Raw genomic sequence first — 12979 nt, 5'->3', positions numbered from 1 at the left:
CCCTACGGAGGAAAAGACCCATGTCGGAGCGTTATGCAAAATACGACAAACTGAAATTTGACTATCCCGCGGATCGCGTGCTGCGCATCACGTTCGACCGGCCCGAGAGCTTCAACTCGGTGGATGCCGAAACCCATACCCAGATGACGGATATGTGGATCGACATCGACCGTGACCCGGACATCAACGCCGTCATCGTGACCGGCGCGGGCAAGGCGTTCTCTGCCGGCGGCGATTTCAGCCTGATCGAAAACATGATCGGCAATTCGCACGAGATCATGAAGACGTGGAAAGAGGCCAAGGACCTCGTCTACAACATCATCAACTGCAACAAGCCGATCATTTCCGCGATCAACGGCCCCGCGGCCGGCGCCGGTCTGGTTGTCGGCATCCTCGCGGACATCTCGATTGCCGGGAAGCGGGCCAAGATCGTCGATGGTCACCCGCGCCTGGGGGTTGCCGCCGGTGATGTTGCGGCGATCATCTGGCCGCTTCTGACCTCGATGGCCAAGGCAAAATACTACCTGATGACCTGCAAGCCGGTTTCGGGCGAAGAGGCCGAGCGCATCGGCCTTGTCTCAATGTGCGTCGAAGATGACGAATTGCAACAGATCGCTTTGGACACGGCCGTCGAGCTGGCCAACGGCTCGCAAAGCGCGATCCGCTGGACCAAGTATTCGCTGAACAACTGGCTGCGCCAGGCTGGCCCGATCTTCGATGCGTCGACCGCGCTGGAGATGCTCGGCTTCATGAGTGAAGACGTCAAGGAGGGCGTTCTGTCCCACCGGGAGAAGCGCGCGCCGAACTTCCGCAAGGACTGCCCGCTTTAACGCCTGATTGGACGAGGAGGCATGGAAATGCCTGAAGATATCTACCAAGATATAGCGCACGCCTATGCCGCTGCGGCCGAAATGGCTCCTGGCCTGAAATCGCGATTTACGGCTGCCGGATTTGATCCGGCAGCCGTCACATCGGTGGCGGACCTCTCGCGTCTTCCAGTGATGAAGAAGGAGGAGCTTCTGAAGATCCAGCGTGACAATCCACCCTTCGGCGGTTTCCTCGCATCGGATCTGAAGGATATCGGGCGGATCTACGTATCCCCCGGCCCGATTTTCGAACCGGCCCTTTCGGGCGGTGGCGGTCACGGTCTGGACCTGCTGTTCAAGGCCGCCGGCGTGGGGCCCGGGGATATCATCCTGAACACCTGGATGTACCACCTTGTGCCCGCGGGGCTTTTGTTCGACGAAGCGGCGCAATCCGCGGGCGCCACAGTAATCCCCGGTGGCGTCGGAAATACCGAGCTTCAGGCACAGATCATCGTCGAAACCGGCGTGACCTCGATCTGTGCCTCGACCGCGTTTTTCCTGACACTGGCGGATAAGGTGATCGAAACCTATGGCCGCGACGCCTGGAAGGTGAAAACCGCGTTTCTCGGCGGTGAGATGGGTGACTGGATGGCCAAACGCCGCCGAATCGAGGCCGACTATGGCGTCTCCACCTGGGCTGCCTATGCCACTGCGGATCTGGGCCTTGTCGCCTATGAGGATGGCGGCGAAGGCTATGTGGTTCATCCCAACCGCGTGGTGCAGATCTGCGATCCGGTCAGCGGCGAACAGCTGCCGCAGGGTGAGCCGGGCGAGGTCGTCGTGACCGCGCGCGACGCAGGTTGGCCGATGATCCGGTTCGGTACCGGCGACAGTGCCTTTGCTCTTGAGAGCAACGCGGATGGCACCGTCAGCCGGATTTCCACACTGCAGGGCCGGGTCGGCGCAGCAGTCAAAGTGCGTGAGATATTCGTTTACCCGCGCGTGATCGAAGAAGTTGTCATAGGCACGCCCGGCGCAAAGGCCGCGCAGGCCGTGGTAACGCGCGAGAACGATCGCGACATGATCCGCCTCTCGCTTGTGCTGGATGATGGTGCCGACGCTTCTGCTGCGGAAACAGCCGCCGTCGAAACCTTCAAACTGCATGCACGAATCCGCGCCGACGAAGTGAGCATTGTTTCGGAACTACCCGAGAATGCAGAACTGATCATCAACCAGAAAGACGGCTGAGATCGCTTCTCGATCATCTGCGACAACGGCAGGAACGGAAGGGCGGCTGGGCAACCTGCCGCCCTCTTACGTCAGGGACAGAGGGCATCTTTGGCGGCGTGGTATTCCCGGTCGAGACGGTCGACATACGCCGCCGTCGTCATCACCTTTTTCACCGCTCCGATCCCCTGACCGCTGCCCCAGATGTCGCGCCAGGCCTTGGGGCGAACGTCGCCGGTGGCCAGATCTAGCATGTTGCCGATACCGGCTAGAAGAATACCGTGACGATATCGGGGTCGAGCCGATCTGCAGGCACCTGCCGATTGCCCGTACGCCTCCGGCGAGGGCCGCCTGAACACGGGTTTGGATTTCAGCTAAGGGTCTGAACCTATGACAGACCATAGCTTCATGCCCCAAGTAGAAGTTCTTTCGGTCACGGATACTGGTCGGCGCCGTCGATGGACGGATGCGGAGAAGCTCCGGATCGTAGAGGAGAGTTATTCAGCACCGCGGATGGCCGCGGCGACGGCGCGGCGACATGCCATCTCTCGTTCGCTGCTGACGCGATGGCGGCGGGAAGCACGCCAGGGGCGGCTGTCTGCGCCGGAATCCGAGATGCATTTCGCGCCGGTGGCGATCACAGCGAACGCGGATCAGCGAGCTGAGACCGAGCGCGGCGATGCGTGCTCTGGCCGCTTCGAGATCGTCTTGCAGAACGGACGACGACTGCTTGCTGACGCCTCGCTCGAAGCGTCGGCTCTTGCACGACTGGTGCAGATCCTGGAGCGGGCATGATCGCGTTTCCGGCCGGGGTGCGGGTCTGGATCGCGGGCGGGGTCACCGACATGCGCCGCGGTATGAACACCCTCGCGCTACAGGTTCAGCAGGGGCTCGGACGCGATCCCCACGCCGGCGAGATCTTCTGTTTCCGTGGGCGCAAGGGCGACCTGGTCAAATTGCTCTGGCACGATGGGGTCGGCATGTCGCTCTACACCAAGCGGCTCGAGGCGGGGAAGTTCATCTGGCCGGTCAGCCGTAGCGGAGAAGCTGTTCAGGTCTCAGCGGCGCAGCTCGGCTATCTTCTTGAGGGGATCGACTGGCGCAACCCGCGCTGGACGCAACTCCCTGCAAAAGCAGGATGAAACAACTCGGCAGCCCTTATTTTCATGGGCTTTCCGGGAGCTGCGTGGTAGGTTTCGGCCATGCCTGATGCGACCTCCGAGATTGCCAGATTGCGTGCCGCGCTCGCGGCATCGGAGGCCCGCGCCGAGACGGCCGAGAACGAGTTGGCACAGGCCCGCGCGGTGGTCTCGACCTCCGAGGCGATGATCAAGCACCTCAAGCTCGAGATCGCCAAGCTGCGACGGGAGCAATACGGACATAGCTCGGAGCGCCGCGCTCGCCTGATCGACCAGATGGAATTGCAACTCGAGGAGCTCGAGGCTGCCGCCACCGAGGACGAACTCGCCGCCGAGAAGGCGGCAAAGACCACCTCCGTCGCGGGGTTCCAGCGCCGCCGCCCGGTCCGCAAGCCCTTTCCGGAGCATCTGCCGCGGGAGCGGGTCGTGATCGAGGCGCCATCGTCCTGCGCATGCTGCGGCTCCGAGCGCATCGTGAAGATGGGCGAGGATGTCACCGAGACGCTGGAAGTCATTCCGCGCCGCTGGAAGGTTATCCAGACCGTCCGCGAGAAGTTTACCTGCCGCCACTGCGAGACGATCAGCCAGCCCCCGGCGCCGTTCCACGCCACACCCCGCGGATGGGCCGGGCCGAACCTTCTGGCGACCATCCTGTTCGAGAAGTTCGGGCAGCATCAGCCATTGAACCGGCAGGCCGAGCGCTATGCCCGGGAAGGTGTTGATCTCAGCCTGTCGACCCTGGCCGACCAGGTGGGCGCCTGTGCCGCCGCGCTTGAGCCCATCCATGCGCTGATCCGCAACCATGTCCTGCAAGCCGAGCGGTTGCACGGCGATGACACGACGGTACCGCTTCTGGCGAAGGGCGGTACGCGCACAGCGCGGCTCTGGACCTATGTCCGCGACGACCGGCCGTTTGCGGGCGGCGCGCCGCCCGCGGCAGTGTTCCACTTCTCCCGGGACAGGGAGATGACCCACCCGAACCGGCATCTCGCGGGATGGCAAGGTATCCTGCAAGCCGATGCCTATGGCGGATACAACGATCTCTATCGCGGCGACCGTGATCCCGGTCCGGCGAGCAGCGCGCTGTGCTGGAGTCATGCCCGCAGGAAGTTCTTCGAACTCGCCGACATCAAGGAGAATGCCCGCAAGAAGAAGCCGGCCCACGACATCTCGCCCGTCGCGCTGGAAGCGGTGAAGCGGATCGATGCCATCTTCGACATCGAACGGGAGATCAACGGCCTGGATGCCGGATCGCGTCTCGAAGTCCGACAACTTCGGTCGCGCCCTCTGGTCGATGATCTTCACGATTGGATGCACAGCGAACGCGACACGATGTCGAAGCACAACCCGGTGGCCAAGGCGATCACCTACATGTTCAAGAAGGACCGCTGGGAAGCCTTCACGCGCTTCCTCGACGATGGCCGGATCTGCTTGACGAACAATGCAGCCGAACGAGCGTTGCGCGGCGTCGCCCTCGGTCGGAAGTCATGGCTCTTCGCTGGTTCTGAGCGCGGCGGCGACCGCGCGGCCTTCATGTATTCCCTGATCGTCACGGCAAAGATGAACGACGTCGATCCCCAAGCATGGCTTGCCGATGTGCTCGCTCGCTTGCCAGAGATAACCGCCTCTCGAGTGCCGGATTTGCTTCCTTGGAACTGGCAATCGTCGGAGCGCAGCAAAGCCGCCTGACCGCGGCCCACGCCGGATGGTTACGATTGCCCCTTCCACGTTCTACGAACACATGGCCAAGCGGGCGAACCCTGACCTGCTGTCTGTCTGGCCGGGCCAAGCCCGACAAGGTTTTGCGGCCCGAGATCGAGCGTGTCTGGGAGCAGAACTACAGGGTCTACGGCGTTCGCAGCCGAAGCAAACTACCACGCGTCTCTGGAAACTCAGACCATGGCCGCGTAAATAATATCAACAGGCCTCCCGCAAACCCGGCGCGGTTCACATTCGACGAGGCGGAGGCGTTGGATCATGTGGCAGGCTTCTGCGTGATCAACGACGTCTCCCAGCGGGAATTCCAGATGGAACGTGCGGGCACCTGGGACAAGGGCAAGGGGCGCGACACTTTCGGACCGATCGGGCCGTGGCTAGTCATACCGGATGAGGTCGGCGACTTCGACAATCTTTCCATGTGGCTCGAGGTCGACGGCTCGCGCCAATAGGACGGCTCGACGGCCACGATGGTTTACAAGGTGCCGCATTTGATTGCCTATTGCTCGAACCTCATGAGCTTTCAACCTGGAGATATAATCTCGATCGGAACGCCCCCCTGGGTCGGGATGGGGCTGGATCCGCAGCTTTACCTGAAAGGGTGCGAGGTCATGCGATTCGGCATTGCAGGGCTGGGCGAGCAATTGCAGGCCGTCAGGAAAAGCGACTGAGTTTGCAGGCGTCGGACAGGTTTCGATTGAAAGAGGTGGCGTGGGGCCGGCCTTCACCAGATCGCCATTCCACGTCATGACAAGACCCGAGGTGCCGATGAGCGCCGCCGATTTTTTTTGTGTCAGGTCACTTCGGGTTTTCGGTCCTCATGAAACTGTAAGCGGGGCCGACAGAAATGTCGTTGAGGCCTACATAGACGTCGCCGCGGTGCGGCAACCGATTCATGGCACCAACGCGCTCAAGGGTCGATGAAGCTTTCGGCTTTGGAACAGCCGAGACTTGGATATTCGTGTTTTTCGTCTTCACCAGTATGTGGTTTACTTTACTCACTTAGTAAACTAACCATGTTCCATGAGTTTGGGAACCGCTGAAATCCTCAAGACACTGCGCGACAAAGGGCCGTTGTCGCGCGCCGATCTTGTTCGTGCCACCGGTCTTTCATCGGCGGGTGTTACCAAGTTGACCGCACAGATGATTGTCGATGGGGTGCTGCGGCAATCCAGGGCGGTCGAAGAAAAGTCCATCGGTCGCCCGCCCGTGACATTGGATGTCCAACGACAGTCACGCTTCGTACTCGGCATTCATCTGGGCGCTGGCCGCATGAGCGTCGCGTTGTCGGACGTGGGCCTCGCGCTTCGGTGTCCCCGTCATCTGTCCTATGACCTGAGTGAGGACCTCGAGACCCTTGTCGATCGCGTCAGCAGGCTTGCGGAAGAGGTCATCGACGCATCGGGCGTGTACCGGCTCGACATTCTCGGGGTGGGGCTCGGCGTGCCGGGCAGCGTCGATCCAAATCGCCGGGTCAACGTCCGCTCCATCCTGACGGGCTGGCAGGACGTGGCCTTTGCAGATGTCTTCGAGCGAAAGTTGGGGCTGCCTGTCATCGTCGAGCACAATGCCACGGCTATGGCGGTGGCCGAGGCGCTTCATGGGGCTGGCCGCGACGCCGAGAGCATCCTCTACCTGCTTTTGGGCAAAGGGATCGGCGCGGGTTTTGCCCAGACCGGGGCAGGGGCGCGCTGCGGTGCGGTCGAGATCGGCCACATTGTCGTCGAACCGGGGGGACGGCCGTGCCTGTGCGGCGGGCAGGGATGCCTTGAGCGTTTTTTTTCCGAAGAGCCCTTGCGCAAGATGTCCGGCGAGAAGGGCGATGACCATTCCCAGATGATCGACGCGGCCATGCAGAGCCCTGACTGGTCGGCGACATACGCATACCTCCTGCAGGCGCTTTCGACGACCGTCACATTGATGGCTCCTGAACGGATTGTCCTGGGTGGTTTCCTCAACGCGGCGCCGGATCGTTTTGTCGCATCGCTCAAGCGCGATCTGGCGCCCCGCGTTATGCCGCAACAGCGCGAGCGCCTCAGAATCGAACGGTCCAGTCTGTCGGAGCCTGTCGGTGTGCAAGGTGCCGCCACCATCGCCCTGGAGGAATTCTTCTACAACGGCGCATCCACCGCCCGGTCGGGGCGGCTTCAAGCCATGAAACGCGCTTAAGCGACGGAGACGGGAGGACGCGATCCGTGACCGTAACGAATGACGTTAACGTGACCACCGCGCCCAGGCGCCGCTGGTCCCCGAACAACTTCACCTGGGCGGCCTTGTCCTTTGCGGGTGGGATCGGACTGTGGTGGCTTGCGACAGTCGGCGGCTTGTCGGAATTGCCCAGCCCTTGGGCCGTGCTGACCCGCATGATCGAATTGGCCCTTGATGGCCAGCTTTGGGAGGACACCTTCGCCTCGCTGCGTCGGGTGATGATCGGCTTCGTTCTGGGATCGGTCATCGCCGTGCCCACAGGATTTCTGATGGGTTGGTATCGGGTGGCACGGGCCGTAATCGACCCTTGGGTGCAATTCTTTCGGGTGATCCCGCCGTTGGCCATTATTCCGCTGGCGATCGTGACAATGGGCATTGATGAAACGCCAAAAATCTTCGTAATCTTCCTGGCGGCCTTCCTTTCGGCGGTTGTTTCGACCTACCAAGGGGTCGTCAGCGTCGACAAGACCTACATCAACGCAGCGCGGGTCTTGGGCGCGAACGACCGGGTCATATTCACGCAGGTCATAATCCCGGCCTCCACACCGTTCATCCTGGTTGGGTTCCGGATCGGATTGGGATCCGCTTGGGCTACCGTAGTGGCGGCCGAACTGATTGCCGCGCAGTCGGGTCTCGGGTTCCGGATGCAGCAGGCCCAGCTCTACTACGACCTCCCCACGATTTTCGTCAGCCTCGTCGCGATCGGAATTCTGGGCCTTATCATGGACCGGATCGTGGTTTGGGCCGAAGAGTGGCTGACCCATTGGCAGGAAAGGGTCTGAGCCATGACCACGAGCAAAATCAGCTTTCGAAACGCGACCAAGGTTTTCGGCGCGCCGGACAGCGGAGTCACGGCACTCAAGAACCTGAACCTCGACATTCGCGACGGGGAAATCGTGACCGTTGTTGGCCCCTCGGGCTGCGGCAAATCCACTGCGATGAACATGGTCGCGGGCCTGTTGGACGTGACTTCGGGCGAGGTTTTGGTGGACGGCAAGCCGGTTCTTGGCCCTGGACCTGACCGCGGAGTCATCTTCCAGCAATACGCATTGTTTCCATGGCTCACGGTCCGCCAGAACGTCGAATTCGGATTGAAGCTGCAAGGTATGGATCGGGCCAAGCGCAAGGAGCGTGCGCTGCACTACCTTGGCCTTGTCGGTCTTGCCAGTTTTTCCGAGGCTTATCCGAAAACGCTGTCCGGCGGCATGAAACAGCGCTGCGCCATCGCGCGGGCCTACGCCGTCAATCCCAGCGTGCTGCTGATGGACGAACCCTTCGGCGCGCTAGATGCTCTGACGCGGGTCAAACTTCAGGACCAGCTGCTTGACACCTGGTCCAAGGACAAACGCACGGTCATGTTCATCACGCACGACGTGGATGAAGCCGTCTATATCGCGCATCGCGTCATCGTTCTTGCTGCCCGCCCGGGGCGTCTGCAGGAAATCGTAGAGGTCGACTTGCCGTTTCCGCGCAACGACGATGTGCGGTTGTCCCCGGAATTTACCGAAATCCGAAACCGGGTTTGGCGTGCGGTCTATCACCGCGACGCCCAGGCCGCATGAAACCGATCACAGGAGGAGAAACCATGATCATTCGCAGAACACTACTGGCCGCCACGGCGGCATTCGCTCTTGCGGGCCAATTGGCCGCGCAGGAGCTTCAAGAAATCCGCATGGGATACATCGCCGATTACTTCGGCACATCCATCGCGGCCGTCGCTACCGATCAGGGGCTCTGGGAGGAAAACGGCCTCGAGGCGGACCTGAAGGTCTTCACCAACGGACCGATCCAGGTTCAGGCGCTGAACGCGGGATCGCTCGACTTCGCCTATATCGGACCAGGGGCGCTCTGGTTGCCCGCGTCGGGACAGGCCAAGGTGATCGCGCCCAACGCCTTGGGATACACGGATCGGGTCATCAGCCAACCGGGTATCGAGAGCATGGCCGATCTTACGGGCATGAAGATCGGTGTGCCCGAGGGGACTTCAGGTGACATGCTGCTTCGGCTTGCGCTGGAAGAGGCGGGCATGACCCTTGATGACGTTGAGGTCGTGCCTATGGATCCGTCCACCGTGGTCACCGCTTTTTCTTCGGGTCAGATCGACGCGGCCGGCATCTGGTATCCTTTCGTCGATGTCATCAAGCAGCGCGTGCCAGACCTTAACGAGTTGTCGTCAAACGAAGACTTCTTTCCCGAAATCGCGTTCCCCTCGTCATTCATCGTCAGTGACGAACGGGCTGAGGACGAGGACGTCATTCGCCGTGTCAACGCTGTGATCAAGGCGGCAAATGATTTCCGCCGCGAGAATCCCGAGGAAGCGGTGCGCATTACCGCTGAATTCCTGAACGTGCCCGAGGCGCCGCTCCTGGCCGAAAGCCAGTTGGCCCGTCTTCCCTCGAGCGCGGAATACGAAGAGTTGACCCGGGGCGGTCAGGTCGAGAACTGGTTCGGGACGCTCGCCGATCTCTACACCCAATTCGGCAAGATCGAGGACCCGCTGCCGGCGTCGGAATTCTACCTCGGTTCGTTCTACGCCGACTAACGCCCCGACGGGTCCGGTTTCGACCGGGCCCAGTTTCCATTCAACCGGAGAGTCCCACATGCCGCGTCCAAACATCCTGTTCATCATGTGCGACGATCACGCTGCTAACGCCATTTCAGCCTACGGATCGGGCCTGAACCGGACCCCGCATATCGACCGACTGGCGAACGAAGGGATGCGGCTGGACCGGTGCTATGTAACGAATTCCATCTGCACCCCCAGCCGCGCGGCGATCCTAACTGGGACGCATAATCACGTGAATCTGGTGACGACCTTGGACACCCATCTGGACAGCCGCCTGCCGAATGTCGCTAAACATCTGCGCAACAGCGGGTATCAGACGGGCATGTTCGGGAAATGGCATCTGGGCGAGGGCGAAGCCCATGAGCCGAGCGGATTTGACGCGTGGTCCGTGTTGCCGGGACAGGGAGACTATTTCGACCCCGAAATGATCGGTCCTGATGGCCCCGTGATCGAGCCGGGCTATGCCACGGATATCATTACGGACAAGTGCCTTGAGTTTCTGGAGGATCGCGACCCGGAACGCCCTTTCTTCCTGATGTGCCACCACAAGGCGCCGCATCGCCCCTTCGTGCCGCATCCGCGCTATGATGACCTTTACACCGACGATCTTCCGGTGCCCGAAACCTTCGACGATGACTACGCAAACCGCGCTGCGGCGGCGGCTGCCGCGAAGATGCGCGTGCGCCAGGACATGACCTACGAGGATTTGGGCCTTGTCATGCCCGAAGGCGGGTCCGAGGTGGGCGAGTTGGGTCAACCCGGATCGCCGATGCGCAAGGTGCCGGACGATCCCGAGGGGCTGCGTCTTATTGATCGCAAGACGGGTGAAGACTTTACGTTCGACAGCAAACGCGCCCTCGATCTGTTCAAGTATCAGCGCTACATCAAACGGTATCTGCGCACGATCGCGGCGATCGACGACAACGTCGGCCGGATGCTGGACTATCTCGATACGAACGGCCTGACCGAGAACACGATTGTCATCTATACCTCCGATCAGGGCTTCTTCCTGGGCGAACATGGCTGGTTCGACAAACGTTTCATGTACGAGGAGTCCCTGCAGATGCCGTTCCTGGTGCGGCATCCGGCGTCTATTGCGCCCGGTTCCGTATCGACAGACATCGCCACCAACGTCGACTTCGCGCCGACTTTCCTGGATTACGCCGGCGCACCCGTGCCCAGCTATATGCAAGGTGTGAGCCTGCGGCCCCTGATGGAGGGTCGAACGGACGAGTCGTGGCAGGATGTTGCATACCACCGATACTGGATGAACATGGACGACATCCACAACGCCTATGCGCACTACGGAATCAGAACGGATCGATACAAGCTGATTTATTGGTATAACGAAGGCCTCGGGCAGATCGGAGCGAACGAGGGCGAAGCGCCACCGGAGTGGGAACTGTTCGACTGCGACGCCGACCCCAATGAACTCCTGAATCTGGCGGATGACCCCGCCCATTCCGCGATCTTTGCCGAACTCCTCTCCAAACTCGATTCGAAGATGTTAGAAATCGGGGATGAGGGCCGTCATGACTCGGACGCCGCGCGCGCCGAACGCGGAGAGTTTGCAGCATGATGCAACTGCTTTCGATGCTGAGGTGTCGGCGCTACCGGCCGGAACGCCATTTCATGCGGGGCCCAGTCCCAGCCTGCAACGAACGCCATTGCCAAGAGGGAAAACCGAACTGACTAGGGGTTGTTGCACCGGACCAGGCGCAGGTGGCAGCGAGAGCGTCGATAAAGACTATATCGCGGTTGCGCGCGCCGTGCCACGCGCGACAAAGGCGACGCGCGAGGCGCTTCGCACGCGACTGCTATCGATCAAGGGCGGTTTTTTTGACATGGGCGCGCGTCAATCGCGTTTCGCGCAGGATTACGACAGCCCGCGCCGGAAGGTCTTCGTGTCGCCCTTCCGGATATCGGCGACCGCCTGCAGCAATGCGGACTTCGCACATTTCGTGGAGGAGACGGGCTATCGCACCGTGGCCGAGGTCGAGGGTTGGTCTTATGTGTTCCACATGCTCTTGCCGGACCTCGCCGCTTGGCCGATTTCTCCGCCGGGGCTGGAGTGGTGGCGCAAGGTGGACCTGGCCTGCTGGTCGGCACCGGAAGGACCCGACAGCGACCTGTCCGAAAGAGCGGATCATCCTGTCGTGCACGTCGCGTGGTACGATGCATTGGCCTACTGCACGTGGGCGGGCCTGATCCTGCCGACTGAGGCGCAGTGGGAATTCGCCGCGCGGGGCGGTCTGTCGCGGGCAAGGTTTCCTTGGGGAAATGCGACGATGCCCGGCGGTCACCATGCCATGAACACCTGGCAAGGAGCATTCCCGGCGACGAACTCGGCCGAGGACGGTTTCGTCGGCACGGCCCCGGTTACCGCCTATGCGCCGAATGGCTTCGGCCTGTTCAACACCTGCGGCAATGTCTGGGAATGGGCCAGCGATTTCTATGCGCCGCATCCAGCTCGTGGCCCATTTCCGCTGCGGGATCCGAAAGGTCCGGCCGACGGCTATGCCCGCATCCAGCGCGGGGGATCCTACCTGTGCCACGACAGCTACTGTGATCGCTATCATGTGCATTCCCGCACGCGAAACGATCCGGACAGTTCGACTGGAAACGCCGGTTTCCGTGTCGCATGGGCTGAGCAATAAGCCAAACTCTTTTGATCGGCGCGGAAAAGCTGCGTGGCAATTTGCGTTCAATTCAGATTGTGGCACATAAGTCGTATGACATCAAAAGCTCATTTCGAAGCTTGCGCCCATGGTAACGTCTCCTTTAGCATTCAGTCCAGCATCACCACTGAGGAGTCCGCGGCCAATTTGACGGCTTGCGCGCAGCGTCACGGAGCCAAGGAAGTAGTCGTCGCCCCATTCTCCATCCAATCCGAATGCATATGTTGGGTCGCTATCCTCGACGGAGCCTTCGACACCTATGGAGCCGCCATAGCCGCAGACGCCATCCAGACTTCCCAAAGACTGATGACAGGAGATGCGCGGGTTGAGCCAAAGATTGGCGGTGTCGTCCGAGACTGCATCGAGCTCGAGATTTCCGACTTCTGACAATGTACCAAGTTCTGCCAGCACGTCCACATCCGCACCGGGGGTATAGACGTAGTCGAATCCGACACGCGGTGTGAGTGTCGTTTGCCCAAATTCCAGCTCACCAGAAAGTGCCGCGCAGCAAACCCTGCAAGGTAGAGGTAATCACCGATGGCCGTGACCGTGCCGATGCTGCGGTCAAAAGCTAGATCGAATTCGTGCCGCCCGGTGGCCGCGCCAAGTTAATAATCCAGAAACAGATCGTTGTGCAGG

The 12979-nt window shown here is 61.1% G+C and carries 13 protein-coding genes and 1 pseudogene; 12 read left to right on the top strand and 2 right to left on the bottom strand.

Features of this window, described 5'->3' with window-relative positions; translation table 11 throughout:
• The first annotated feature begins 20 nt into the window (after positions 1-20).
• Positions 21-830, top strand: a complete 810-nt coding sequence (locus OB2597_RS00735; protein WP_009803585.1) for an enoyl-CoA hydratase/isomerase family protein — start codon at positions 21-23, stop codon at positions 828-830.
• A gap of 27 nt (positions 831-857) precedes the next feature.
• Entirely contained in the window at positions 858-2054 is a 1197-nt protein-coding gene (locus OB2597_RS00730; RefSeq protein WP_238529686.1) for a phenylacetate--CoA ligase family protein, read from the top strand.
• A gap of 71 nt (positions 2055-2125) precedes the next feature.
• Here the strand turns inward: OB2597_RS00730 and OB2597_RS21145 are convergent, their stop codons facing one another.
• The gene (locus tag OB2597_RS21145) at positions 2126-2287 is read right to left on the bottom strand and encodes a hypothetical protein (RefSeq protein WP_009803583.1); all 162 of its coding nucleotides are present in this window, start codon (positions 2285-2287) and stop codon (positions 2126-2128) included.
• A 136-nt stretch (positions 2288-2423) separates the two neighbouring features.
• Between OB2597_RS21145 and tnpA the strand changes: the two genes are divergently transcribed.
• From tnpA to OB2597_RS00680, 10 genes and pseudogenes are all read left to right on the top strand, one after another.
• Positions 2424-2828, top strand: a complete 405-nt coding sequence (gene tnpA / locus OB2597_RS00725; protein WP_040608767.1) for an IS66-like element accessory protein TnpA — start codon at positions 2424-2426, stop codon at positions 2826-2828.
• Complete coding sequence (gene tnpB, locus OB2597_RS00720) at positions 2825-3175, top strand: IS66 family insertion sequence element accessory protein TnpB (protein ID WP_009803581.1); 351 nt, start codon at positions 2825-2827, stop codon at positions 3173-3175. The genes tnpA and tnpB overlap by 4 nt, the downstream gene beginning before the upstream one ends.
• 60 nt (positions 3176-3235) lie before the next feature.
• Entirely contained in the window at positions 3236-4861 is a 1626-nt protein-coding gene (tnpC, locus tag OB2597_RS00715; protein ID WP_009803580.1) for an IS66 family transposase, read from the top strand.
• A gap of 266 nt (positions 4862-5127) precedes the next feature.
• Positions 5128-5559: pseudogene (locus tag OB2597_RS22415) on the top strand (fumarylacetoacetate hydrolase family protein); the annotation flags it as partial.
• Between the two features lie 352 nt (positions 5560-5911).
• Positions 5912-7057 (top strand): ROK family protein, encoded by a 1146-nt coding sequence (locus tag OB2597_RS00705; protein ID WP_009803577.1) that lies wholly within the window; start codon positions 5912-5914, stop codon positions 7055-7057.
• 26 nt (positions 7058-7083) lie between these two features.
• Positions 7084-7878 (top strand): ABC transporter permease, encoded by a 795-nt coding sequence (locus tag OB2597_RS00700; RefSeq protein ID WP_009803576.1) that lies wholly within the window; start codon positions 7084-7086, stop codon positions 7876-7878.
• Positions 7879-7881: 3 nt separating this feature from the next.
• The gene (locus OB2597_RS00695) at positions 7882-8658 is read left to right on the top strand and encodes an ABC transporter ATP-binding protein (protein ID WP_009803575.1); all 777 of its coding nucleotides are present in this window, start codon (positions 7882-7884) and stop codon (positions 8656-8658) included.
• Between the two features lie 23 nt (positions 8659-8681).
• On the top strand, positions 8682-9638 hold the full coding sequence (locus tag OB2597_RS00690) for an aliphatic sulfonate ABC transporter substrate-binding protein (protein ID WP_009803574.1): 957 nt from the start codon (positions 8682-8684) through the stop codon (positions 9636-9638).
• A 58-nt stretch (positions 9639-9696) separates the two neighbouring features.
• Positions 9697-11241: a sulfatase family protein gene (locus OB2597_RS00685; protein ID WP_009803573.1), complete on the top strand. Its 1545-nt coding sequence runs from the start codon at positions 9697-9699 to the stop codon at positions 11239-11241.
• Positions 11195-12319, top strand: coding sequence for a formylglycine-generating enzyme family protein (locus OB2597_RS00680; RefSeq protein ID WP_084658453.1), 1125 nt, complete (start codon positions 11195-11197; stop codon positions 12317-12319). Before OB2597_RS00685 ends, OB2597_RS00680 begins: the two co-directional genes overlap by 47 nt.
• An 81-nt stretch (positions 12320-12400) precedes the next feature.
• Here OB2597_RS00680 and OB2597_RS21700 read toward each other — a convergent pair whose 3' ends face one another.
• Positions 12401-12751 carry a hypothetical protein gene (locus OB2597_RS21700; protein WP_148234630.1) on the bottom strand — a complete coding sequence of 117 codons (351 nt, stop codon included), beginning with the start codon at positions 12749-12751 and terminating at the stop codon, positions 12401-12403.
• Between the last annotated feature and the right edge of the window lie 228 nt (positions 12752-12979).

Origin of the sequence: Pseudooceanicola batsensis HTCC2597 (assembly GCF_000152725.1) — a bacterium.
In the GTDB taxonomy this organism is placed as follows: Bacteria; Pseudomonadota; Alphaproteobacteria; order Rhodobacterales; family Rhodobacteraceae; genus Pseudooceanicola; species Pseudooceanicola batsensis.
The sequence above is the reverse complement of the archived record's forward strand: the minus strand, read 5'-3'. Positions and strand labels throughout refer to the sequence as shown.

Excerpts from the sequence above, each read along its gene's own strand:
- OB2597_RS00735 (WP_009803585.1), top strand. The coding sequence starts at position 21 with ATGTCGGAGCGTTATGCAAAATACGACAAACTGAAATTTGACTATCCC.
- OB2597_RS00730 (WP_238529686.1), top strand. The coding sequence starts at position 858 with ATGCCTGAAGATATCTACCAAGATATAGCGCACGCCTATGCCGCTGCG.
- OB2597_RS21145 (WP_009803583.1), bottom strand. The coding sequence starts at position 2,287 with ATGCTAGATCTGGCCACCGGCGACGTTCGCCCCAAGGCCTGGCGCGAC.
- tnpA (WP_040608767.1), top strand. The coding sequence starts at position 2,424 with ATGACAGACCATAGCTTCATGCCCCAAGTAGAAGTTCTTTCGGTCACG.
- tnpB (WP_009803581.1), top strand. The coding sequence starts at position 2,825 with ATGATCGCGTTTCCGGCCGGGGTGCGGGTCTGGATCGCGGGCGGGGTC.
- tnpC (WP_009803580.1), top strand. The coding sequence starts at position 3,236 with ATGCCTGATGCGACCTCCGAGATTGCCAGATTGCGTGCCGCGCTCGCG.
- OB2597_RS00705 (WP_009803577.1), top strand. The coding sequence starts at position 5,912 with ATGAGTTTGGGAACCGCTGAAATCCTCAAGACACTGCGCGACAAAGGG.
- OB2597_RS00695 (WP_009803575.1), top strand. The coding sequence starts at position 7,882 with ATGACCACGAGCAAAATCAGCTTTCGAAACGCGACCAAGGTTTTCGGC.
- OB2597_RS00690 (WP_009803574.1), top strand. The coding sequence starts at position 8,682 with ATGATCATTCGCAGAACACTACTGGCCGCCACGGCGGCATTCGCTCTT.
- OB2597_RS00685 (WP_009803573.1), top strand. The coding sequence starts at position 9,697 with ATGCCGCGTCCAAACATCCTGTTCATCATGTGCGACGATCACGCTGCT.
- OB2597_RS00680 (WP_084658453.1), top strand. The coding sequence starts at position 11,195 with ATGACTCGGACGCCGCGCGCGCCGAACGCGGAGAGTTTGCAGCATGAT.